General features: G+C 66.4%; 20 protein-coding genes. 11 read left to right on the top strand and 9 right to left on the bottom strand.

The features are described 5' to 3' along the window. Nucleotides 1-85 precede the first annotated feature (85 nt). The 3 genes from gcvPB (at nucleotide 86) to OD750_RS24515 (ending at nucleotide 2,947) form a co-directional block, all read left to right on the top strand. On the top strand, nucleotides 86-1,567 hold the full coding sequence (gcvPB, locus tag OD750_RS24525; RefSeq protein ID WP_263541255.1) for an aminomethyl-transferring glycine dehydrogenase subunit GcvPB: 1,482 nt from the start codon (nucleotides 86-88) through the stop codon (nucleotides 1,565-1,567). 190 nt (nucleotides 1,568-1,757) lie between these two features. Continuing rightward, entirely contained in the window at nucleotides 1,758-2,126 is a 369-nt protein-coding gene (locus OD750_RS24520; RefSeq protein WP_263541254.1) for a diacylglycerol kinase, read from the top strand. 50 nt (nucleotides 2,127-2,176) lie between these two features. Beyond that, the gene (locus tag OD750_RS24515) at nucleotides 2,177-2,947 is read left to right on the top strand and encodes a TerC family protein (RefSeq protein ID WP_263541253.1); all 771 of its coding nucleotides are present in this window, start codon (nucleotides 2,177-2,179) and stop codon (nucleotides 2,945-2,947) included. Here the strand turns inward: OD750_RS24515 and OD750_RS24510 are convergent. Further along, a complete protein-coding gene (locus tag OD750_RS24510) occupies nucleotides 2,944-5,004 on the bottom strand; it encodes a thioredoxin domain-containing protein (protein ID WP_263541252.1) in 2,061 nt (686 codons plus the stop codon). The genes OD750_RS24515 and OD750_RS24510 overlap by 4 nt on opposite strands. A 91-nt stretch (nucleotides 5,005-5,095) precedes the next feature. Between OD750_RS24510 and OD750_RS24505 the strand changes: the two genes are divergently transcribed. Then, the gene (locus tag OD750_RS24505; RefSeq protein ID WP_263541251.1) at nucleotides 5,096-6,301 is read left to right on the top strand and encodes a class I SAM-dependent rRNA methyltransferase; all 1,206 of its coding nucleotides are present in this window, start codon (nucleotides 5,096-5,098) and stop codon (nucleotides 6,299-6,301) included. Nucleotides 6,302-6,352: 51 nt separating this feature from the next. Next, nucleotides 6,353-7,234 carry a prolipoprotein diacylglyceryl transferase gene (gene lgt, locus OD750_RS24500; RefSeq protein WP_263541390.1) on the top strand — a complete coding sequence of 294 codons (882 nt, stop codon included), beginning with the start codon at nucleotides 6,353-6,355 and terminating at the stop codon, nucleotides 7,232-7,234. Here the strand turns inward: lgt and OD750_RS24495 are convergent. Both OD750_RS24495 and aqpZ read right to left on the bottom strand, forming a co-directional pair. Further along, on the bottom strand, nucleotides 7,231-7,908 hold the full coding sequence (locus tag OD750_RS24495; RefSeq protein WP_272842141.1) for a hypothetical protein: 678 nt from the start codon (nucleotides 7,906-7,908) through the stop codon (nucleotides 7,231-7,233). The genes lgt and OD750_RS24495 overlap by 4 nt on opposite strands. A 419-nt stretch (nucleotides 7,909-8,327) precedes the next feature. Then, complete coding sequence (gene aqpZ / locus OD750_RS24490) at nucleotides 8,328-9,023, bottom strand: aquaporin Z (protein ID WP_263541249.1); 696 nt, start codon at nucleotides 9,021-9,023, stop codon at nucleotides 8,328-8,330. A 420-nt stretch (nucleotides 9,024-9,443) separates the two neighbouring features. Here aqpZ and OD750_RS24485 point away from each other — a divergent pair, with 420 nt between their 5' ends. The 3 genes from OD750_RS24485 (at nucleotide 9,444) to OD750_RS24475 (ending at nucleotide 12,907) form a co-directional block, all read left to right on the top strand. Next, entirely contained in the window at nucleotides 9,444-10,409 is a 966-nt protein-coding gene (locus tag OD750_RS24485; RefSeq protein ID WP_263541248.1) for a M35 family metalloendopeptidase, read from the top strand. A gap of 214 nt (nucleotides 10,410-10,623) precedes the next feature. Then, entirely contained in the window at nucleotides 10,624-11,655 is a 1,032-nt protein-coding gene (locus OD750_RS24480; protein WP_263541247.1) for a M35 family metallo-endopeptidase, read from the top strand. Nucleotides 11,656-11,866: 211 nt separating this feature from the next. Then, nucleotides 11,867-12,907, top strand: a complete 1,041-nt coding sequence (locus OD750_RS24475; protein WP_263541246.1) for a M35 family metallo-endopeptidase — start codon at nucleotides 11,867-11,869, stop codon at nucleotides 12,905-12,907. A 141-nt stretch (nucleotides 12,908-13,048) separates the two neighbouring features. Here OD750_RS24475 and OD750_RS24470 read toward each other — a convergent pair whose 3' ends face one another. From OD750_RS24470 to OD750_RS24455, 4 genes are read right to left on the bottom strand one after another with little or no spacing between them, the layout of a single operon-like run. After that, nucleotides 13,049-13,633, bottom strand: a complete 585-nt coding sequence (locus tag OD750_RS24470; RefSeq protein WP_263541245.1) for a 2OG-Fe(II) oxygenase — start codon at nucleotides 13,631-13,633, stop codon at nucleotides 13,049-13,051. Continuing rightward, complete coding sequence (locus OD750_RS24465; protein WP_263541244.1) at nucleotides 13,633-14,565, bottom strand: tetratricopeptide repeat protein; 933 nt, start codon at nucleotides 14,563-14,565, stop codon at nucleotides 13,633-13,635. The genes OD750_RS24470 and OD750_RS24465 overlap by 1 nt, the downstream gene beginning before the upstream one ends. Beyond that, complete coding sequence (locus OD750_RS24460; protein WP_263541243.1) at nucleotides 14,562-15,038, bottom strand: hypothetical protein; 477 nt, start codon at nucleotides 15,036-15,038, stop codon at nucleotides 14,562-14,564. The genes OD750_RS24465 and OD750_RS24460 overlap by 4 nt, the downstream gene beginning before the upstream one ends. Further along, nucleotides 15,035-16,366 (bottom strand): ATP-binding protein, encoded by a 1,332-nt coding sequence (locus OD750_RS24455; protein WP_263541242.1) that lies wholly within the window; start codon nucleotides 16,364-16,366, stop codon nucleotides 15,035-15,037. Before OD750_RS24455 ends, OD750_RS24460 begins: the two co-directional genes overlap by 4 nt. A gap of 102 nt (nucleotides 16,367-16,468) precedes the next feature. On the opposite strand from OD750_RS24455, the gene OD750_RS24450 reads away from it, so the two are divergent. Both OD750_RS24450 and OD750_RS24445 read left to right on the top strand, forming a co-directional pair. Then, entirely contained in the window at nucleotides 16,469-17,128 is a 660-nt protein-coding gene (locus tag OD750_RS24450) for a rhomboid family intramembrane serine protease (RefSeq protein WP_263541241.1), read from the top strand. 194 nt (nucleotides 17,129-17,322) lie between these two features. Further along, nucleotides 17,323-17,979, top strand: coding sequence for a CDP-alcohol phosphatidyltransferase family protein (locus OD750_RS24445; protein WP_263541240.1), 657 nt, complete (start codon nucleotides 17,323-17,325; stop codon nucleotides 17,977-17,979). Between the two features lie 7 nt (nucleotides 17,980-17,986). Here OD750_RS24445 and OD750_RS24440 read toward each other — a convergent pair whose 3' ends face one another. Further along, the gene (locus OD750_RS24440) at nucleotides 17,987-18,577 is read right to left on the bottom strand and encodes an ECF-type sigma factor (RefSeq protein ID WP_263541239.1); all 591 of its coding nucleotides are present in this window, start codon (nucleotides 18,575-18,577) and stop codon (nucleotides 17,987-17,989) included. 173 nt (nucleotides 18,578-18,750) lie between these two features. Here OD750_RS24440 and OD750_RS24435 point away from each other — a divergent pair, with 173 nt between their 5' ends. Beyond that, on the top strand, nucleotides 18,751-20,532 hold the full coding sequence (locus tag OD750_RS24435; protein WP_263541238.1) for an acyl-CoA dehydrogenase family protein: 1,782 nt from the start codon (nucleotides 18,751-18,753) through the stop codon (nucleotides 20,530-20,532). Nucleotides 20,533-20,604: 72 nt separating this feature from the next. Here the strand turns inward: OD750_RS24435 and OD750_RS24430 are convergent, their stop codons facing one another. Then, nucleotides 20,605-21,123 (bottom strand): hypothetical protein, encoded by a 519-nt coding sequence (locus OD750_RS24430; RefSeq protein ID WP_263541237.1) that lies wholly within the window; start codon nucleotides 21,121-21,123, stop codon nucleotides 20,605-20,607. Between the last annotated feature and the right edge of the window lie 12 nt (nucleotides 21,124-21,135).

Raw genomic sequence — 21,135 nt, 5'->3', positions numbered from 1 at the left:
CGCCGCGACGCGGCTTTATGCCCTGATCGCGGCCAGGGCTTTGTGGCATCATACGGCGCTTTCCCGCCCCAACCTGGCGTCAGTCATGCTGATTTTCGAGCTTTCGCAGCCGGGCCGCGTCGCGGCCGCCCAGATTCCCGCCGAACGCGCCGTTCCTTCCGATCTTCCCGATTCGCTGCGCCGCAAGACGCCGATCGGCCTGCCGGAAGTGTCCGAGCTGCAGGCGCTGCGGCACTACACGAACCTGTCGCGCAAGAACTTCTCGATCGACACGCAGTTCTATCCGCTCGGCTCGTGCACGATGAAATACAACCCGCGCGCGTGCAATACGCTGGCTATGCTCGATCCGTTCGCGGGCCGCCATCCGTACGCGCCGGAAAGCCTGAGCCAGGGCTTCCTCGCGTGCATGTACGAGCTGCAGGAAATGCTCGCCGACGTCACCGGCATGAAGGGCGGCGTATCGCTCTCGCCGATGGCCGGCGCGCAGGGCGAATTCGCCGGCATCGCGATGATCATGGCGTACCACCGCCACCGCGGCGACAACGAGCGCACCGAAATCATCGTGCCCGACGCCGCGCACGGCACGAATCCGGCCACCGCGACGATGTGCGGCTGCAGCGTGCGCGAAATCCCGACGCTCGCCAACGGCGACGTCGACATCGAGGCGCTGAAGAAGGTGCTCGGCCCGAAGACCGCCGGCATCATGCTGACCAACCCGTCGACGATCGGCGTGTTCGAGCGCCGCATTGTGGAAATTGCCAAGCTGGTGCACGAGGCCGGCGGCCTGCTGTATTACGACGGCGCGAACCTCAACGCGATTCTCGGCAAGGTGCGTCCGGGCGACATGGGCTTCGACGCGATCCACATGAACCTGCACAAGACGTTCTCGACGCCGCACGGCGGCGGCGGTCCGGGCGCCGGTGCGGTCGGCGTGTCCGAGCGCCTGAAGCCGTTCCTGCCGATTCCGATGATCGAAAAGCGCGACGACGGCCGCTACGGCTGGGTGCGCAAGAAGGATCGTCCGCTGTCGATCGGCCGTCTGACGAGCTTCGCCGGCAACGCGGGCGTGCTGATCCGCGCCTACGTCTACGCGCGCATGCTCGGCCGCGAAGGCATGCGCCGCGTCGCCGAGTACGCGACGCTGAACGCGAACTACCTCGCCAAGCGTCTGGCCGCGGCCGGCTACGACCTTGCGTATCCCGAGCGCCGCGCGAGCCACGAGTTCATCGTGACGGTGGCGCGGCAGAAGAAGGAAAACGGCGTCACGGCGCTCGATTTCTCCAAATCGCTGCTCGATCGCAACATCCACGCGCCGACGAACTACTTCCCGCTGCTCGTGCCCGAGTGCCTGCTGATCGAGCCGACCGAAACCGAGAGCAAGGAAACGCTCGACGACTTCGTCGACGTGATGACCGACCTGATCAAGCTGGCCGCGTCGAATCCGCAGGCGATGAAGGATGCGCCGCTGACGATGCCGGTGCGGCGCCTCGACGACGTCAAGGCGGCGAAGGAACTCGATCTGGCTTACGGTGCGAATTTGCAGGAAGGCAAGCGCGAGGCGGCATAACGCCCCCCGCGTCGCGGAACACTCCCTCTCCCTCGCGCTTGCGCGAGGGAGAGGGTCGGGGTGAGGGGGCGGTGCGTCGGCTGCGTCGAGCGCAACGAGTGGCCTGGCGTCGCCCCCTCACCCAACCCTCTCCCCCAAGTGCGCTTGAGGGAGAGGGCTTCGAACCAGGCGACAAGAACAAGGCACCCCGATGCCCAGCACCGAACCGCGCGGTCCGCGCCAGATCTACAAAGCGTTTCTCTGGTCGATGAAAGGCCTGCGCGCCGGCTGGACCTTCGAGGCGTCGTTTCGCCTCGAGGTGTACCTCCTCGTGATCTTCGCGCCGCTCGGCCTGTACCTCGGCCGCGGCGCGATCGAGAAGGCGATCCTCGTCGGCAGTCTCCTTCTCGTCCTGTCCGCCGAACTGCTCAATTCCGCCGTCGAGGCCGTCGTCGACAAGGTCAGCCCCGAGTTCCACGAGCTCGCCGGGCGCGCCAAGGACATGGGGTCGGCCGCCGTGTTCCTGCTCATGATGAACGTCGTCATGTGCTGGGGCCTGATTCTCTGGTCGCACCGGTAGCATTCGCCGGCACTGTCTCTATATCCAAGGAAGGCTGACGCGAGAACCCGATGGACTGGATGCTCGACCCGCAGATCTGGATTGCGCTGGCGACGCTCTCGACGCTCGAGATCGTGCTCGGCGTCGACAATCTCGTGTTCATCTCGATCGCCGTCGCGCGCCTGCCGGCCGAACGCCGGCCCGCCGCGCGCCGCATCGGCCTTGCGCTCGCGTGCATCACCCGCATCGGGCTGCTCGTGTCGCTCGCGTACCTCTCGCGCATGAACGACACGCTGTTCAGCGTGCTCGGCAACGAAATCTCGATACGCGACCTCGTGCTCGTCGGCGGCGGCCTGTTCCTGCTCGTCAAGGGCACGATGGAAATCCACAACGCGGTCGAGTCCGCCGGCGAAGAAGCCGCGCCCGCCGCGAGCCTCGTGCCCGCCGCGTTCGGCTGGATCGTGGTGCAGATCGCCGTCATCGACATCGTGTTTTCGCTCGACTCGGTCATCACCGCGGTCGGCATGGTCGACAACATCGGCGTGATGATCGCCGCGATCGTGCTCGCGGTCGTCGTGATGATCTTCGCGTCGACGCCGATCGGCGAGTTCATCGAGCGCCATCGCACGGTGAAGATGCTGGCGCTTTCGTTCCTGATCCTCGTCGGCGTCGCGCTCGTCGGCGACGGCCTCGGCATGCACATCCCGCGCGGCTACCTGTACTTCGCGATGGCGTTCTCGGGGCTCGTCGAAACGCTCAACACGCTCGCCAATCCGCGCTGGCGCGCCAAGCGCATCGAGCGCAAGCGCCTGCGGCGCGAGCAGGCACAAGCTCAGGATTAACCCGGCAGTTCGTCGCGCAGCGCGTTCGCGGTGTAGATCGGCGGCCCGCAGGTCAGCCCGCGACACAGATACGCGACGCCGCCGAGCGGCGCCGCCTGCGCGCCGAGCACGCCGGGCAGACCGGTCGCACCGCTCGGAATCGGATACATCAGCACGTCGCGCCCCTCGACGGCGTCGCGCCAAGGGCCCTCGTCGCCGGGCTCGCAGCGCACGACGACATGCGCGCGCGGTGCGAGGTATTCGTCGAGCGCGAGCAGCAGCGTCGCGCACGCGTGCGGAAACGCATCGAGCGTGCCGGACGCCGCGCGCAGCGTGCGTTCAGCCGCGTCGAGCCAGCGCGTCTCGCCGACTAGATGGCCCAGGCGCAGCAACGCGCGCGCCGCGACGCCGTTGCCCGACGGCGTCGACTCGTCGACCCACGGTTTAGGCCGTTGTATGAGCGCCTCGTGGTCGTGCGCGGTGAAGAAGAAGCCGCCGTGTTCAACGTCCTCGAAGCGTTCGAGCAGGGCATCGGCGAGCTGCATCGCCCAGGCGAGGTCGCCCGCGTCGTAGCGGCTCTGCAGCGATTCGACGAGCGCGTCGAGCGCAAACGCGTAGTCGTCGAGATACGCCGGAAACTGCGCGCGGCCGCCGGCGTGACAGGCGTACAGGCGTCCGTCGATCCATAAGTGGCGATGGATAAAACGCAGCGTGTCGTCGGCGTACCGTTGCCATTCCGCCGCGAAGAACCGGAATCGACGCGCCGCGCGCGCGAGCGCGGCGCAGAGCAGCGCGTTCCAGCTCGTGAGAATCTTGTCGTCGAGGCCGGGCCGAACGCGTTTCTGTCGCTCGTCGAAAAGCGCGTGGCGCGCGCGTTCGATGCGTTCGTCGACTTCATCGCGCGTCAGCGACAATGCCGCGGCGATGTCGTCGAGGGTTTCCTCGGCCGTCAGGTGCCAGGCGTGATGCTCGAAGTTCGGCGCGCGGTCGAGGCCGTAGTGCCGTTCGGCGACGGCCCACGCGTCGGGGTCGAGCAGCGCGCGCACGTCCTCGCGCTGCCAGACGTAGTAGCGGCCTTCCTCGCCTTCGGAATCGGCGTCGAGCGTCGAGAAGAACGCGCCGCCCGGCGCCCGCATTTCGCGGACGAGCCAGCCGACGATGCCGTCGGCTGCGCCCGAGAACGTCCGGCGCGCCTCGTCGCTCGCGCCGTCGAGTCCCTCGTGCGCGTAGACCGACAGCAACTGCGCGTTGTCGTACAGCATCTTCTCGAAATGCGGGATCTCCCAGCGCGCATCGACCGCGTAGCGGAAGAATCCGCCGCCGAGATGGTCGTACAGGCCGCGCGTCGCCATCGCCTGCAGGGTCGCGATCGCGTGGCCCGCCTGCGGCTGCGCGGGCAGATCGGGGTGTTTGCGAACGGCCGGCGACAGCGCGAGTTCGAGCTCGCCGGCATGCGGAAACTTCGGTGCGCCGCGCCGCCCGCCGTTGACGGCGTCGAACTCGTGCGCCCAGTGCGCCAGCGCGCGGCGGATCGGCTCGGCGTCGAGCGCGTCGCCGTTCGCCGTGGCGCGGCCCTGTTCGTCGAGAAACTGCGCGAGCGAACGGTTCTGCTCTCGTACCTGGTCGCGCCGGCCGTCCCAGAAGCCGCGCACCTGCTGCAGAACGTAGGCGAACGGCGGCAGGCCGTGCTTGGCTTCGCGCGGAAAATACGTGCCGGCGTAGAACGGCAGGTGGTCGTCGGGCGTCAGGAACACCGTCAGCGGCCAGCCGCCGCCGCGGCCGGCGAGCGCCTGATGCGCGAGCTGGTACACCTTGTCGAGGTCCGGCCGCTCTTCGCGGTCGACCTTGATGTTGACGAACAGGTCGTTCATGACCCGCGCGGTCGCGGCGTCCTCGAAGCATTCGTGCGCCATCACATGGCACCAGTGGCACGCGGCGTAGCCGATCGACAGCAGGATCGGGCGGTCGGTTTGCCGCGCGAGCGCGAGCGCCGCGTCGTCCCACGGGTGCCAGTCGACCGGGTTTTCGGCGTGCTGGCGCAGGTACGGGCTGGTCGCGGCGGCGAGGCGGTTGGTCATGGCGGTGCTCCTTTCGCCCCATTTTGCCTGCGTTACGGTCCGCGCAGGCCGCTTGCGACTAAACTACGCGGCCGCTGCCCGAGGAATCGCCATGACCGACGCCGTCGACTATCCCGCCCTGTTTCTCAAACGCGGCGAGGACGCGCGCCTGCGCGCCGGGCATCTGTGGGTGTTTTCCAACGAAATCGACGTCAAGCGGTCGCCGCTGTCGGGTTTTCAGCCGGGTGAACTTTGCGCGATTGTGGATTCTGCCGGCAAGGCGATCGGCATCGGCTACGTCAATCCCAATTCGCTGATCGCCGCGCGCCTGGTCGTGCGCGGACTCGAACACGCGCTCGACCGCTCGCTCGTCGTGCATCGTCTGAACGTGGCGCTGGGCCTGCGCGAGCGCCTGTACGACGAGCCGTACTACCGCCTCGTGTTCGGCGAATCCGACGGTCTGCCGGGCCTGACGATTGACCGCTTCGGCGACGTCATCGTCGGCCAGACGACCACGGCCGGCATGGAGCGGTTGAAGGACGAAATCAGCGAGGCGATCGTCAAGGTGCTCAAGCCCGCCGCGATCGTGTGGAAGAACGACGCGTCAATCCGCGCGCTCGAACACCTGCCGGACTATGCCGACGTCGGCTACGGCGAACTCCCGACGCCGGTCGTGGTGCGCGAGGGCGGCCTCGAATTCGAATGCGATCCTATCGGCGGCCAGAAGACCGGCTGGTTCTACGACCAACACGCGAACCGCGACCGCCTCGCGCGCTACGTCGCCGGCAAGCGCGTGCTCGACGTGTGCAGCTACCTCGGCGGCTGGGGCCTGCGCGCCGCGGCGCAAGGGGCCAGCGAAGTGGTCTGCGTCGACGTGTCGGGCGGTGCGGTCGACGCGATCCGCCGCAACATCGAACGCAACGGCATGACCGACAAGGTGACGGCGGTCAAGGCTGACGCGTTCGACGAGTTGAAGCGCCTGCGCGAAGAACGCCAGCGCTTCGACGTCGTGATTCTCGACCCGCCCGCGTTCGTCAAGCGCAAGAAGGATTTCGCCGAAGGCCGCATCGCGTATCGCCGTCTCAACGAAATGGCGATGCAGATTCTCTCGCGCGAGGGAATTCTCGTGACCTGTTCGTGTTCCTACCACATGCCGCGCGCCGCGCTCCTCGAAAGCGTGCAGCAGGCCGCGCGGCACATCGACCGGCAGGTACAGGTGCTCGAGCAGCTGCAGCAGTCGCCCGACCATCCGGTGCATCCGGCGATCGTCGAAACCGAGTACCTGAAGGGTTTCATCTGCCGCGTGCTGCCGGCGTAACGCAACGTCCGTCGCGTATGGTGCGCGACGGCTCCTGAAAGAGTGAACGCCTTGCCTTATTTCCACGACATCGATCCGCTGGCTTTTTCGTTCGGCAACGTATCGGTCTTCGGACTGTTCACGCTGCCGGTCGCGGTGCACTGGTACGGCCTCATGTACCTCGGCGGCTTTCTCGGCGGCTGGTGGCTCGGCAAGCGCCGGCTGGCGGCCGGGCGGCTGCCGGTCAGCGTCGAGAAGTATTCCGACCTGATCTTCTACGTGATGCTCGGCGTCGTCGTCGGCGGGCGCCTCGGCTACATGCTGTTCTACGGCACTTCGCAGATCGTCGCCGATCCCGCGTCGATCCTGCGCGTGTGGGAAGGCGGCATGTCGTTCCACGGCGGCCTGCTCGGCGTGCTGTTCGCGGGCTGGTGGTGGTCGCGCAGCAACGATATCCATTTTTTCGATACGGTCGATTTCGTCGCGCCGCTCGTGCCGATCGGCCTCGGACTCGGGCGCCTCGGCAACTTCGTCGGCGGCGAGCTGTGGGGCAAGCAGACCGACCTGTCGTGGGGCGTGATTTTCCCGAAGGCGCTCGAACACCTCGGCAAGACGCCCGAAGAATTGAAGGCGATGTATCAGGCGGGCCTGCTGAACGGACAAGCGCGGCATCCGACGCAGCTCTACGAAATGCTGCTCGAAGGCGTCGTGCTGTTCGTCGTGTTGTGGCTGTATTCGGCGAAGCCGCGCCGCCGCTATGCGGTGTCCGGCGTGTTCGCGCTGCTGTACGGGGTGTTCCGCTTCGCGGTGGAATTCGTGCGCGAGCCCGATGCGCAGCTCGGGTATCTCGCGTTCGGGTGGGTCACGATGGGGCAGGTGTTGTCTGCGCCGCTGATCGTTCTCGGCATCGTGTTGCTCGTTCTGTCGCGCAGGCAGCCTGCGCCGCAGGCTTAGTCTTTTTTAGGCTTGTCATCCCGGCGAAGGCCGGGATCCAGCTCTTGATCTTGCCATTGCTCGTCATCCCAGCGAACGCTGGGATCCAGCTTTTTCTTGTCGCTTTGTAGTTTTTGTCTGGCTTTAGACAGAGCGTTCCGCTCGCTGCCGCGAGCGGGCAAGGAGAGGTTGCTTGCCCAACCCCTCCCTGCACCCTCCAAGAGCGCCTTTGACGTTGCTTTTGGCTCGTCATCCCAGCGAACGCTGGGATCCAGCTTTTTCATGTCGCTTTGTAGTTTTTGTCTGACTTTAGACAAAGCGTTCCGCTCGCTGCCGCGAGCGGGCAAGGAGAGGTTGCTTGCCCAACCCCTCCCTGCACCCTCCAAGAGCGCCTTTGACGTTGCTTTTGGCTCGTCATCCCAGCGAACGCTGGGATCCAGCTTTTTCTTGTCGCTTTGTAGCTTTTGTCTGGCTTTAGACAAAGCGTTCCGCTCGCTGCCGCGAGCGGGCAAGGAGAGGTTGCTTGCCCAACCCCTCCCTGCACCCTCCAAGAGCGCCTTTGACGTTGCTTTTGGCTCGTCATCCCAGCGAACGCTGGGATCCAGCTTTTTCTTGTCGCTTTGTAGTTTTTGTCTGGCTTTAGACAAAGCGTTCCGCTCGCTGCCGCGAGCGGGCAAGGGAATTTGCTTGTCCAAATTCCCCTTGCATCCCCAAAGGACACCCCGACGGCCGCGGTCTCCGGGCATCCTGCCCTCCGACTCCGCGAGCTTGCTCCGGGGTTCGTTGATGGGCCATCCATGGCCCGTCAACGAACTGCGCACATCCTGTGCGCACCCGCTGCGCGGGCTGATCCTCCGCAATCTCGCCGCGGCCGACGGGGCCCCGGGTAGAGCGGGCGGCTTCCTGCCGCCAGAAGCAACGGCAACGGCAACCGCAACGGCAACCGCAACGGCAACCGCAACGGCAACCGCAACGGCAACCGCAACGGCAACCGCAACGGCAACCGCAACCGCAACCGCAACCGCAACGGCAACCGCAACGGCAACCGCAACCGCAACCGCCGTCGCTTCTTCGTCGTCGTCGACGTTCGCTTGAATTATCTTTTGCTACAAGATTACTTTTCTTCCAGCAGGTTCTTGTAGATCGCCCCGCCGATCGCCGCGCCCACCAGCGGCGCCAGCCAGAACAGCCACAGCTGCGCGATCGCCGGGCCGCCCGCGTACAGCGCCACGCCCGTGCTGCGCGCCGGGTTCACCGACGTGTTCGTCACCGGAATGCTGATGAGATGGATCAGCGTCAGGGCGAGGCCGATCGCGATCGGCGCGAAGCCCGCCGGCGCGCGGCGGTCGGTCGCGCCCATGATCACGATCACGAAGAACGCCGTCAGAACGATTTCCGCGACCGCCGCGGCCTGCAGCGAATAGCCGCCCGGCGAGCGGTCGCCGAATCCGTTCGACGCGAAACCGGCGCTGACGTCGAAGCCCGCCTTGCCGCTCGCGATCAGGTACAGCACGCCGCCGGCCGCGAGACCGCCCAGCACCTGTGCGACGACGTACGGTACGAAATCCTTCGCCGGAAAACGTCCGCCGACCAGAAGACCCAGCGACACCGCCGGATTGAAGTGGCCGCCAGAGATGTGTCCGACCGCATAGGCCATCGTCAGCACCGTGAGGCCGAACGCGAGCGATACGCCAGCGAATCCGATGCCGAGCGACGGAAAGGCGGCGGCGAGTACCGCGCTGCCGCAACCGCCGAATACCAACCAGAACGTGCCGAGAAATTCCGCGGTGAGACGCTTGCTCATGCTCATCGTGACGCTCCTCAAAGTATGGACGGACTTGGGTGTGCCGGCACGAGCCGCGAGAACGACAACGCGCTCGCACCGGCAGCATACGCTCGTCGATCATCGCGGAAAACGCCGTACCGAAAACGTGAAAACGCAACAATCAACAGTTTGTTGCGTATGTGGCAATGTGTGACATGACGTGCGGCGACGTGTGTTGCGATGCAGCAGCCTCCGCCTCGCGACGGGGGGTTGCCGCGCGGTAACGGTGCGCATACGCTCGGCGGCGGCGTTGCGCTCGCGACGCCCGCCGCTGGGGGGCGGCGTCATCCATCGTGAGGACATGACATGCAAAAGCTCTTTGCAGGGTTTGCTGTGGCTATGTTGGGATTGGGTGGAGCAAGTGCGGTTTCGGCGGCGGGCCTGGAGTTGAGGCTCGACGCGCCGGTGGCCAAGGATTACGGCAGCGGCAAGATCAGTTACGCATTGACGAATACCAGCGGCGCGACGCTGCACGTGCTGCGCTGGCAGACGCCGGTCGGCGGCATGACCGGCCGGCTGTTCGAAGTGACGCGCAACGGCGAGAAGGTCGACTACGTCGGCCCGATGTTCAAGCGCGCCGAGCCGACCGCGGCGGACTATGTCGAGCTCAAGGCCGGCGAAACGCTGGCGACCGAGATCGACCTGACCGCGTACTACGACATGCGGGCCGGCGGCCAGTTCGAAGTGCGCTACGCGCGCGACGCACGCGACGTCGTCAAGGAAGTCAACGCGACGGCCAAGTCGGGCGTCTCGGCCGGCTATCTCGACTTCGATCGCAAGGGCGTGGCGACGATCTACGTCGATGCCGCGGTCGACGCGTTCGACGACGTCGACTTCAAGGCCGGCGCGGGCGTGCGCGCCGCGACGAACAGCTTCGTCGGCTGCACGACGACGCGCCAGAACCAGATCGCGAGCGCCCGCACCGGCGCGACGAGCTACGCGAACAACTCCAAGAGCTATCTGACGGCCGGTACGCAGGGCAGCCGCTATACGTGGTGGTTCGGCGCGTACAACAGCTCGCGCTATACGACCGCGCGCAATCACTTCAACAGCATCCACAGCGCGCTTTCTTCGCAGCCTTTCACGTTCCGCTGCGACTGCAACGACAGCGCCTACGCGTACGTGTATCCGAACCAGCCGTACACGGTGTACCTGTGCAACGCGTTCTGGTCGGCGCCGGCCACCGGCACCGATTCGAAGGCCGGCACGATCGTGCACGAGACGAGCCACTTCAACGTCGTGGCCGGCACCGACGACTGGGCATACGGCCAGTCCGCCGCGCATAGTCTGGCGACGAGCAATCCGTCGCGCGCCGTCGACAACGCCGACAGCCACGAGTACTTCGCCGAGAACACGCCGGCACGCAACTGATCGTCGGGCGTCGCAGCACAGCCTTTCGCCGGCGACGGCGAAAGGCTGTTTCCCGGCTGCGGTTCTTCGCCTCGGACGTCTTGAAGATTCAGCAAATTGTTCGAAACGGGGGTTTCGTACCTATCGTCGATGCGCTTCGCGGACATAGCCTTCGACCGCGTCGCGACAACGGCGCACGCCGGCCGGGCGGCGTCCATCGACAAGAGGAAACCCCATGAAGAAAATCACTGCGGCACTCGTCTTGCTGGCACTGGGTGCCGGCACGGCCGCCGCCGCCGGACTCGACGTCGCGCTGTCGGGGCCATCGGCCAAGAACGACGTCGGCAGCGGCAAGATCGCCTATACGTTGACGAACAACAGCGCCGCGACGCTGCACGTGCTGCGCCGGCAAACGCCGCTCGGCGGCTTGAGCAACCCGTTGTTCGAGGTGACGCGCAACGGCGAGACCATTGCGTATGTCGGTCCGACGACGCTTCATCTTCCGCCGACGACGGCCGACTACGTCGAGCTCAAGCCGGGTGAAACCCTTTCCACGCAGATCGACCTCACGGCGTACTACGACATGAAGGCCGGCGGCCGGTTCGAAGTGCGCTATCTGCAAGATGCGCGCGATGTCGTCAAGGAAGCCGGCGACGTCGCGAAGGCCGGCGTCTCGGCCGGTTACCTCGGTTTCGATCGGGAGGGCGCGGCGTCGATCTGGGTCGACGCGGCCGTCGACGCGTTCGACGCGTCCGAAAGCCCCGATCATCTCGACGGCGGCCGCTTCAAGGCCGGTGCCGCCGTGCTCGCCGCGAGCAACACGTTCAAGCAATGCACCGCGACCAGAAAGGCGCAGATCAAGGAAGCCCGTGCGGCGGCGACGCGATACGCGAAAGACGCCAAGGACTATCTGAATGCCGGCAGGCAGGGCGCGCGGTTTACGGCGTGGTTCGGTGGATATGACAGTGCGAAGTACACAAAAGTCAACGGCAGGTTCGACAAGATATACACGAAGCTGTCGTCTCGGCCGATGGCGTTCGATTGCGGCTGCCGCGACGCCGATGCCATCGCGTATGTTACGGGCGCAAGCCAGGACATCTACCTGTGTCCGCCGTTCTGGGAACTCGCGTTGGCGGGCGTCTATTCGAAAGCCGACACGCTTGTTCACGAGGTGAGCCACCTCTTCGGCACTGCCAACGAGGGGCCGCCGGAGAGCAACGCCTACGCCTATGAAGGCTTTGCCGTCAACGACGCACGACTCGACTGACGCGCACGTTCTGCGCCGACACCTTCCGTCGGCAACGGCGGAAGGTGAACGCGAGGTCCGATGCTCCATCCGACGACGTTTGTAGAATCAGGGAACTGTTCAAAACGGGTCGTTCGTAGCTACTCCGGACGCATTCTGTCGGCATAGCCTTCGAGAGCGCCGCAACGCGGCGTGCGCCGGCCGGGCGGCGTTCATCGATCGGAGGAAGCCTATGAAGAAAATCATCGCGGGACTCGTCGTTCTGGTACTCGGCACCGGCATGTCCGCTGCCGCCGGCCTCGACGTCTCACTGTCGGGCCCGCAGGCCAAGAACGACTACGGCAGCGGCAAGATTGCGTACGCGTTGACGAACAGCAGCGGCACGACGCTGCATGTGCTGCGCCGCCAGACGCCGCTCGGCGGCCTGACCGGCAAGTTGTTCGACGTGACGAAAAACGGCGTGAAAGTCGATTACGTCGGGCCGATCTACCTGTATCTTCCGCCCACCGCCGCCGACTACGTCGAACTCAAGCCCGGCGAAACGCTGGCGACCGAAATCGATCTCACCGCCTACTACGACATGAAGGGCGGCGGCCAGTTCGAAGTGCGCTACGCGCGCGACGCGCGCGACGTCGTCAAGGAGGCCGGCGAGGCCGCGAAGGCCGGCGTGACGGCCGGCTACCTCGATTTCGACCGCAAGGGCGCGGCGTCGATCTGGGTCGATGCGGCGGTCGATGCCCTCGATGTATCCGAGAATGCCTCGTACCGGGGCGACGCGGGCTTCAAGGCCGGCGCCGGCGTGCTCGCTGCGAGCAATACTTTCGAGATGTGCACCACGACGCAGAAGGCCGAGATCGCGAGCGCCCGCATCGTGGCGACGAACTATGCGAGGGATGCCAAGGCGTACATGGACGCCGGCAAGCGCGGCAGCCGATACACGGCCTCGTTCGGCGGATACAATGAAAATAAATATAAAACAATCAAGGGGAAGTTTCAAAAAATATACACGAAGCTGTCGTCGAAGAGCATGATCTTCAACTGCGGCTGCAACGGGTCGGATGCCGTCGCCTACGTCATCAACAGCGCCCCGCAAATCTTTTTGTGCTCGCCGTTCTGGGAGATGGGGATCGAAGGCTACTATGCGAAGGCCGGCGTGCTGGTGCACGAGACGAGCCACCTCAAGGACGGCGGAAATACCGACGACGTCAACCCGCTCTGGAACAACGCCTACAGCTACCATGGCTTCGCCGTGAACGAGGCGCGGCTCGACTGACACGGCCCCTCGGGCCGCAACCGGTCGCTGCCGGCGCCTGAAGTTTTCCGCGGGTCTGCGCGTATTTTTTCGGCAACGCGCAGCCCGCCGGTACCGCGTGCCGCAGGGGCCCGCCGCCCGGAACATCGGGCGGCGGGTTTTTCAACGCCGTCGAAACCAGCCCGCGATACTCAACCGCTCGCGCGACGCCGGCAGCACTTCGTGTTCGATCTCGGCCGACAGGAACAGCGCGAGCGTGCCGCCGCGCGGAACGACGTCGTGCGGGCCGTCGGGCAGGTGCAGCCGCAGATGCCCGCCGTCGGTGTCGTGCCACTCACCGTTGAGATAGGCCACAGCCGACATCACGCGTGCGTCGTCGTCGCGGAAGCGGTCGAGATGCCGCATGTAGCCGGCGCCGGGCGGGTAGAGCGCGTAGTGCGCTTCGAGGTCTTCCAGTCCGAGCAGCAGGCGCCGATTCAGCGCGACGCGCACGGCGTCCATGCGCGAGAAAAAGTCCGCCTGCGCCGCCGTGGGGCAGTCCGGCTCGAACCAGCGCGTGCGGTCGCCGCGCAGCGCGGAACGCTGCCTGCCCGCACCGCGGCCCGTCGAGGCGGGCACGAGGCTCGCGCCGGCGTCGAACGCGCGGCACTCTTCGGCGAGCGCCGTCGTCAGCCGCTTATCGAGGAAATCCGGCACGACGCACCACGAGTGCGCCTCGAGCGCCTGTGCGATCGCGTCGATGTCCATCAGTAGTCCGGGCGCAGGCGCACTTGCTCGAGTTCCTTGCGCAGCGCGCGCTGGAACAGCATCGGGGCGAACCACGTGTAGACGCAGAACCCTAGCCAGATGAAATTGACCGCGTTCGCCGCGCCGGGCTGCCCGAAATCGCCCAGAGCCATCGAGGCGACGCGCACGGCGAGGTACATGCCGACGAGCAGCAGCACCATGCGCGTGCTGCTGCCGCTGCCGATGAACGTCGCGAAGCGGAACCACAGGCCGGTCAGTGGATTTTTGCGCATTTTCACCGCGACGAGCAGCGACAGCGTCGCGCGGTCGGACGGATCGTTCTGCACGGCCCAGGCGGCATGTTCGAGGGCCTCGTCGACGCGGCCCTGGCGCAGCACCGCGTAGCCGAGCACGACGAGCGCCTCGCTCTCGTGCGGATCGATGCGGAGCGCTTCGCGCGCGATCGCCTCGGCACGCGCGGCATCGCCCGATTCGAGATGCCAGTGGGCCAGCGTCGCGAGGTTCGCGGCGTCCTCGGGATCGGCCTCGCACGCGGCGTCGAGCCAGGGTTTGGCATCGCGCAGGCGGCCCCAGACGAGATAGAGGCGGCCGAGCCCGCGGCGCGTCCAGTCGGCCTCCGGTGCCAGCTCGATCGCGGTCTGATAGTGCTGCTCGGCCTGGCGCCATTCGCGGCGCGCCTCGTGCACGGCGCCGGCCGCATAGTGCGAAAACGGATCCTGCGGCGCGCCGGCGAGCGCGGCGCCGGCTTCGAGCGCCGCGGCCGTGAGCCGGTTGCGGTCGCGCAGGCAGACGGCGAGCAGCGCATGCGCGCGCGCGACGTTCGGATCGAGTCCGAGCGCCTCGGTCAGCGTCGCGATGGCCATGTCGACCTGGCCGCGGCCCATCTGCTGCTGCGCCTGTTCGACGAGATACGTCACCCGGGCGGCGGTCATTGCAGGAGCACTCCGAGCACGCCGCCCGACAGCATCTTGGCGACGGGCGCCTTGAGCATGACGAAGCCGAGCACCAGCACGACGGCGCCGTTCTTCGCCTGTCCGCCGAAATAAGTGAACAATTCAAAAACGCGCGACTGCATGACGTGCAGGCCGTACGCGCACGCGAGCTTGATCGCGATTACGCCGAGCAGCGCGTACTTGAGCGAGCCGGGGTCGAGCCAGCCCGATTCGTACGCGCCGGCGAGGCCGAAGAACGCGAGCGCGGAGCCTGCGAGCGCGACGCCGATGAGGCCGAGTTCGCGCTGTTTCGTCGGGCTGCCGAGCGCGAACGCGTTCAGCGCGAACCACAGATAACCCATCCACGCGCCGACGAGGATGAACGCGAACATCGGCCACATCGGGTCGACCGCGGCCTGCGTCAGCGCGCCGGGGCGCGGCTCGTCGGGCAATTGATAGCGTTGCGTGCTCATCGGGCGTTGCGCTTGATGAAGTCGAGCACGTCGTCGTACTGGCCGCCTTCGTTCGCGTAGCGCGCGTAGTTGCGCGCGGTGGTCAGCCATTCGAGCGTGGTCGGCTTGAGATCGTCGAGCGCGAGCTTGAGATGTTCCTGCGTCAGCGGCACTTCGCGGCCGGCATCGAGCGACGCGTCGATCGCCTCGTCGATCGCGCTCTCGACGAGATGACGCAGATCGGCGCCGGAGAACGACGACGTCGCGCGCGCGAGGCCCGCGACGTCGATCTGGCCGTGCGTCGGCCGGTCGCGCAGCAGGCCTTTGAGAATGTCCTCGCGCGCGGCCTGGTCCGGCGGCGGCACGAACAGCACGCGGTCGAAGCGGCCGGGCCGGCGGAACGCCGGGTCGACCGCCCACGGCACGTTCGTCGCGCCGAGGATCAGCACGCCCTGGTTGTTCTGTCCGAAGCCGTCGAGTTCGGCGAGAAACTGGCTGATGAGCTTGGACGAGGTGGCCTCGCGCGTGTGCTCGCGCTTGCCGCCGAGCGCTTCGATCTCGTCGAAGAACAGCACCGACGGCGCGGTGCGGCGCGCCTCGTCGAAGATCGCGTGCAGCTTGCGCTCCGACTCGCCGATATACATGTCCAGAATGTCTTCGAGCGCGACGTTGTAGAACTTCGCGCCGCATTCGCCGGCGGTCGCGCGCGCGAGCAGCGTCTTGCCGCAGCCGGGCGGGCCGTACATCAGAATGCCGCCGCCGGCGCGGCGCCGGAAGCGCTCGAACAGCGACGGCTTCTGAAACGGCGTGATGATGCGGCGGCGGATCTGCTGCTTGATCTCGTCGAGCCCGCCGACGTCGGCGAACGTGACGCGCTGCACTTCGGGCTTGAGCAGGCGCGGAATCTCGGTGCGATCGGTGTCGTCGTTCGCGACCGTGCGTTCGGCGCCGGCCGGCGCGACGCGCGCCTTGAGTTCGGCCGTCAGGCGCGGATCTTCGAGCGTCGGATTCGCGGCGATCGCCGCGCGGTATTCGGCGAGGGCTTCGTCGCGGCGCCCGAGATCGAGCAGCGCGCGCGCGCGGACCAGGCGCGCGGCCGGATCGTCGCCGAGCGCGTATTCGAGCGCGCGCTCGTTCGCGCCCCAGTCGGCCGCGAGCGAGGCGATGCGCAGCTTGAGCGCCGGCCCGAGCGCGTCGCGCGCGGCGGGTGCGGCACGGGCGAGCAGGCGTTCGGCGCGCGGCCATTCGCTCGCGTCGGCGCAGGCGCCCAGGGCGAGCGCCAGGAGCGGCGCGTTGTCGGGCGAGGCGGCGAGTGCCTGTTCCAGGGCGTCGAGTTGATCCGATTGCATGGGGTTTCTTCGATCCTTGAGCGCGGCAAGCTTGCCACGATCACGCCGCGACGTGTACCTGCGCCGACTTGTTCCGCCGCGACGAGGCCCTATGTCGACGCGATGAATCTGCCGCCCGTCACGCTGTGGCTCGTGATCGCGAACCTCGCGATCTATCTGCTGCAGCAGCTTTTCGATGCGTTTCTGACGCTGCATTTCGCGTTGTGGCCGTTCGGCGAGCGGCTCGTGCGCGACGCTTCCGACGTGTACACGGTCGGCTTCGAACCGTTCCAGCTCGTCACCTACGGCTTCATGCACGCCGATATCGCGCATATCGCGCTGAACATGCTCGGTCTCGTGTCGTTCGGGCCGATCGTCGAGAACATCCTCGGCACGCGCCGTTTCGCGATCTACTGGTTCGTCTGTCTCGTCGTGGCGGGCCTGGCGCAGATCGCGGTCGTCGCGTTCGGCGGCGGCGACTTCTACCCGACCGTCGGCGCGTCGGGCGCGGTCTACGGCCTGCTCGCGGCCGGCGCGATGCTGTTTCCGCGCGAGCCTTTGTACCTGATGTTTCTGCCGATGCCGATCCAGGCCCGCACGCTCGCGCTCGTGATGGGCGGTGCCGAGCTGTTTCACGGCGTGTTCGGCACGCTCGCCGGCGTCGCGCACTTCGCGCATCTGGGCGGCATGGCCGGCGGCGTCGCGCTGATCGCGTACTGGCGCATCGGGGCGCAGACGCCGCGACCGCCGCGCCGCCGGCCGTCGAACCGCGATCGCTGGTAATGGCCTGCAACGGACAAATCGAAAGCAGCTCGCTCGTCCTGGCCGCGCAGTACTTGCTGCTCACTCAGCCAATAGCTTCGGCTATTGGCTTCGCTCCGCAGCAGCGTCCTGCACGGCCAGTCCTTCGCGATCCCTCTTCCGATTCGCCTGCTACAGGCCGGTAGACATCCGTCGCGGCGGGCCGCTCGTGTACGATGCGCGCCTCAACCCACGCGTTGCGAGCGGCGTCGATGCCCGATCGATCCCATTTTTCCATGATTCGCGGTTTCCACCTGGCCGACTGGTTCACGCTGGCCAATGCGGCGTGCGGCATGGCCGCCGTGTTCGCGGCGATGGCGAGCCTCGCCGGCGATTCGCACCTGCTGCTGGCCACCGCGTTCATTCCGTGCGCGTTCGTGTTCGACGTGCTCGACGGCCGCATCGCGCGGTGGCGCCAGCAGCAGTCGGCGCTCGGACGCGAACTCGACTCGCTCGCCGACGTCATCTCGTTCGGCGTCGCGCCCGCGGCGATCGGTTTCGCGGCCGGCATGAACGGCGTCTGGGACGCGATCGTGCTCGGCTATTTCGTCTGCTGCGGCGTCAGCCGGCTCGCGCGCTACAACATCACGGCCGAGGCGCTGTCGCGCGAGTCCGACGTCGGCAAGGTGAAATATTTCGAAGGCACGCCGATTCCCACGAGCATCCTCCTCGTCGGCGTGGTTGCGATCGCCGCGTGGACCGGCCGCACCGGCGGCGCGCTGTGGTTCGGCGCGATCGAGATCGGACCGTGGACGCTGCATCCGCTCGTCGCGATGTTCGCGCTGTCCGGATCGCTCATGATCAGCAAGACGCTGCGCATACCGAAGCTTTGAGCGACGGCTACCGCCGGTCGCGCAGCCGGTCGGCGAGCCACGCGCGGGCGAAGCGCCATTGCCGCACGACCGTCGCGCGCGAGACCGACTGCGTCTGCGCGATTTCGTCGGTCGTCAGGCCGGAGAAGAATTTCAGTTCGACCACCTGCGCGCAGGCGGGGTCGAGCGCTTCGAGATCGCCGAGCGCGTCGTGCACGGCGAGCCAGTCGATGCGCAGGTCGATCATGTCGTGATGCGCCGCTTCGTCGGCGACGTCGTCGAGCGACGCGAACGGCAGGTCGCCGCCGCGTTTTTCCGTGCCGCGTGCGCGCAGGTAGTCGACGATGAAGTTGCGGATCGCATGCGCCGCGACCGCGAAGAAGTGCATGCGGTTCTGCCACTGCGCGCCGCTCGCTCGCACGAGCTTCGCATACGCTTCGTTGACGAGTTCCGTCGCGCGCAGCGTGGGCTCGCCCGGCGACTGACGCAGGCGCGCGCGCGCCATGTCGCGCAGCACCGGGTACACGACGCGCATCAGCATGTCGTGCGCGGCGCGGTCGCCGTCGCGCCATTGCGCGAGCAGGGCGGTGATGTCGGGGCTGTCTGCGTCGGTCGGCACGGCGGCGATGATAGCTGGGCGGTGCGGGCGCACCTAGGTTGACGGGCGCGTTTTGCACAGTGTCGGTCGATGTCCGGCGACAGAGTGCCGCGCTAGAGCAAAACCTCTCGCCGTCTTGCGCACCATGGACAACCGCCGGACACTCGGCCATCGCTGGACATCGGAGCGCCGTCATGAGCATCTCTTCCGAACAAGCCGCCGCGCAAGCCGCGCCTGCCGACACGCTGCAGCGCGACCAGAGCGTCGCCAAGCACCTGTTCTTCGGCGACATCCTCGAACAGAACCTGTTTCCGTATCCGAGCCTGCGCGAGCGCGACCGCGACATGCTCGGCTCGATGATCGACGCGATCGACGACTTTCTCGCGCCGCAGCACGCCGCGCTCAAGCACTACGACCGCACCGCCGAACAGCCGCCCGAGTTCATCCAGGCGCTGCGCGACATGGGCCTGTTCGGCCTGATCATTCCCGAGGAATTCGGTGGATTGGAACTGTCCAACGCGGCCTACGCGCGCGTGCTGTCGCAGACGAGCAGCCACGACAGCTCCACGTCGCTGACGATCGGCGCGCACAGTTCGATCGGCATGAAGGGCCTGTTGCTGTTCGGCACGCCCGAGCAGAAGACGCGCTATCTGCCGAAGCTCGCGAGCGGCGAAACGATCGCCGCGTTCTGCCTGACCGAAGCCGGCGCGGGTTCCGACGCCGCGTCGATCCGCACGAAGGCGACGCGCAACGACGACGGCAGCTGGATACTCAACGGCGAGAAGATCTGGATCACGAACGGCGGCATCGCGGGCTTCTACACCGTGTTCGCGCGCACCGACACGCCCGAGGGCAAGATCACGGCGTTCATCGTCGAGGCGGGCCAGCCGGGCGTCAGCCACGGGCCGCACGAAGACAAGATGGGCATCCGCGCGTCGTCGACGACGACCGTCGCGTTCGCGGACGTGCGCGTGGAGCCGCAGAACGTGCTCGGCGACGTCGGCAAGGGCTTCAAGGTCGCGATGGCGATCTTGAACAACGGCCGCACGGGCCTCGGCGGCGGCGCGGTCGGCGGCATGAAGACGCTGATCAAGGCGGCGACCGCGCAGGCGCAGGAGCGCAAGCAGTTCGGCAAGTCGATCGCCGAATTCGGCCTCGTGCGCGAGAAGATCGCGCAGATGACGGTCGACTGCTTCGCGGCCGAAAGCGCCGTGTGGATGGTCGCGCACTACATCGATTCGGGCTGCACCGACTATTCCACCGAAGCGGCGATGAGCAAGGTGTTCGCGAGCGAGGCCGTGCAGCGCTGCGCGCAGGAGGCGCTGCAGATCGCCGGCGGCAACGGCTTCATGCGCGAGTTTCCGTACGAGCAGATCGTGCGCGACACGCGCATCCTGTCGATCTTCGAAGGCACGAACGAAATACTGCGGCTGTACGTCGCGCTGTCGGGCCTCAAGGAAGTCGGCACGACGCTGTCGAACCTGAAGTCGGCGGTCGGCAACATCTTCAACGATCCGATCAAGGGCTTCGGCGTGCTCGGCGGCTATGCGAGCCGGCGCGTGCGCGAAACGACCGGCGTCGGCACCGACAAGATCTTGCGTCAGCTCGACCCGCGCCTGCGCAAGGCCGCCGCGACGTACGAAAAATACGTCGTGGAACTTTCCAAATGTGCCGATGCGCTGCTGCGCAGGCACGGCAAGGCGATCGCCGACGCGCAGCATGCGCAGAAGCGCGTGGCGGATCTCGCGATCGACCTGTTCGTCGGCTGCTGCGTGCTGTCGCGCGCCGACCGTCTGTTGCGCGACGGGCATGCGCAGGCGGAGCAGGCGGTATCGATCGCGGAAATCTTCACGCGCCAGGCGCGCCGGCGCATGGCGCGCAACGTGCGCGGCATGGTGCGCAATGAGGACGAGCCGATGGAAGCGCTGGCGCAGGCGGTGCTGGCGAAGGGCGCTTATGGGTTCGATGTGATCTGACGAGAGTTGACGACATCCGTCCTCGGTTTGGTCGAAGACGGCTCGTCGTCGCTTACGCGGCTTCGAATTTCGCTACCAGACCTGCACGCTACATTGAGTCGCTGTCAGCTCGCCGTTGCTGTAGTAGTCGTAGCAGACCTGGTAGGTTCCGTGCAGTTGATTCGCCTGGTTCTGGTTGAACTGACGAAGATAGACGCTCGTGTTCTCGACCGCCATTCCATCGCCGGGCGCGTCGCGCCGGGTGCCGGGAATCGGGACGGCGGCCACGGAGCCGGTAAGGCCGGTCACAACGCCGCATTCCTTGGTGCGATTCTTGTAGGTAATTTTGAACGTCTTGCCGGGATCGATGCTCCTCGGACCATGTTCGATCCTGTATCTGGCAACTACCGCCGTCATGACATTGGTGCGAAGTACGTCCTCGTCATAAGCGCCGACGTTCTGATTCTGTACTGCGGGCAACACATTGTAAGGCGCCTGATTTACATTAATTGATGGCCCATTGCAGTTCAGTGTGGCAAGGGCCGAGGGGCTCGCCAGGGCGATGAACAACAGTGCAAGCAGTTGAGATAGTCCATTAAACAAGGTGCGCACAAGAATCTCCTT

Source organism: Tahibacter soli (assembly GCF_025717065.2).
Taxonomy (GTDB): Bacteria; Pseudomonadota; Gammaproteobacteria; order Xanthomonadales; family Rhodanobacteraceae; genus Tahibacter; species Tahibacter soli.
This window is presented reverse-complemented; position numbering and strand designations above follow the sequence as displayed.

Bases quoted from the DNA above. Each gene is read 5' to 3' on its own strand.
- OD750_RS24515 (WP_263541253.1), top strand. From the start codon at position 2,177: ATGGACTGGATGCTCGACCCGCAGATCTGGATTGCGCTGGCGACGCTC.
- OD750_RS24455 (WP_263541242.1), bottom strand. From the start codon at position 16,366: ATGCAATCGGATCAACTCGACGCCCTGGAACAGGCACTCGCCGCCTCG.
- OD750_RS24465 (WP_263541244.1), bottom strand. From the start codon at position 14,565: ATGACCGCCGCCCGGGTGACGTATCTCGTCGAACAGGCGCAGCAGCAG.
- OD750_RS24470 (WP_263541245.1), bottom strand. From the start codon at position 13,633: ATGGACATCGACGCGATCGCACAGGCGCTCGAGGCGCACTCGTGGTGC.
- OD750_RS24505 (WP_263541251.1), top strand. From the start codon at position 5,096: ATGACCGACGCCGTCGACTATCCCGCCCTGTTTCTCAAACGCGGCGAG.
- aqpZ (WP_263541249.1), bottom strand. From the start codon at position 9,023: ATGAGCATGAGCAAGCGTCTCACCGCGGAATTTCTCGGCACGTTCTGG.
- OD750_RS24460 (WP_263541243.1), bottom strand. From the start codon at position 15,038: ATGAGCACGCAACGCTATCAATTGCCCGACGAGCCGCGCCCCGGCGCG.
- gcvPB (WP_263541255.1), top strand. From the start codon at position 86: ATGCTGATTTTCGAGCTTTCGCAGCCGGGCCGCGTCGCGGCCGCCCAG.
- OD750_RS24435 (WP_263541238.1), top strand. From the start codon at position 18,751: ATGAGCATCTCTTCCGAACAAGCCGCCGCGCAAGCCGCGCCTGCCGAC.
- OD750_RS24475 (WP_263541246.1), top strand. From the start codon at position 11,867: ATGAAGAAAATCATCGCGGGACTCGTCGTTCTGGTACTCGGCACCGGC.
- OD750_RS24450 (WP_263541241.1), top strand. From the start codon at position 16,469: ATGAATCTGCCGCCCGTCACGCTGTGGCTCGTGATCGCGAACCTCGCG.
- OD750_RS24510 (WP_263541252.1), bottom strand. From the start codon at position 5,004: ATGACCAACCGCCTCGCCGCCGCGACCAGCCCGTACCTGCGCCAGCAC.
- OD750_RS24445 (WP_263541240.1), top strand. From the start codon at position 17,323: ATGCGCGCCTCAACCCACGCGTTGCGAGCGGCGTCGATGCCCGATCGA.
- OD750_RS24520 (WP_263541254.1), top strand. From the start codon at position 1,758: ATGCCCAGCACCGAACCGCGCGGTCCGCGCCAGATCTACAAAGCGTTT.
- OD750_RS24480 (WP_263541247.1), top strand. From the start codon at position 10,624: ATGAAGAAAATCACTGCGGCACTCGTCTTGCTGGCACTGGGTGCCGGC.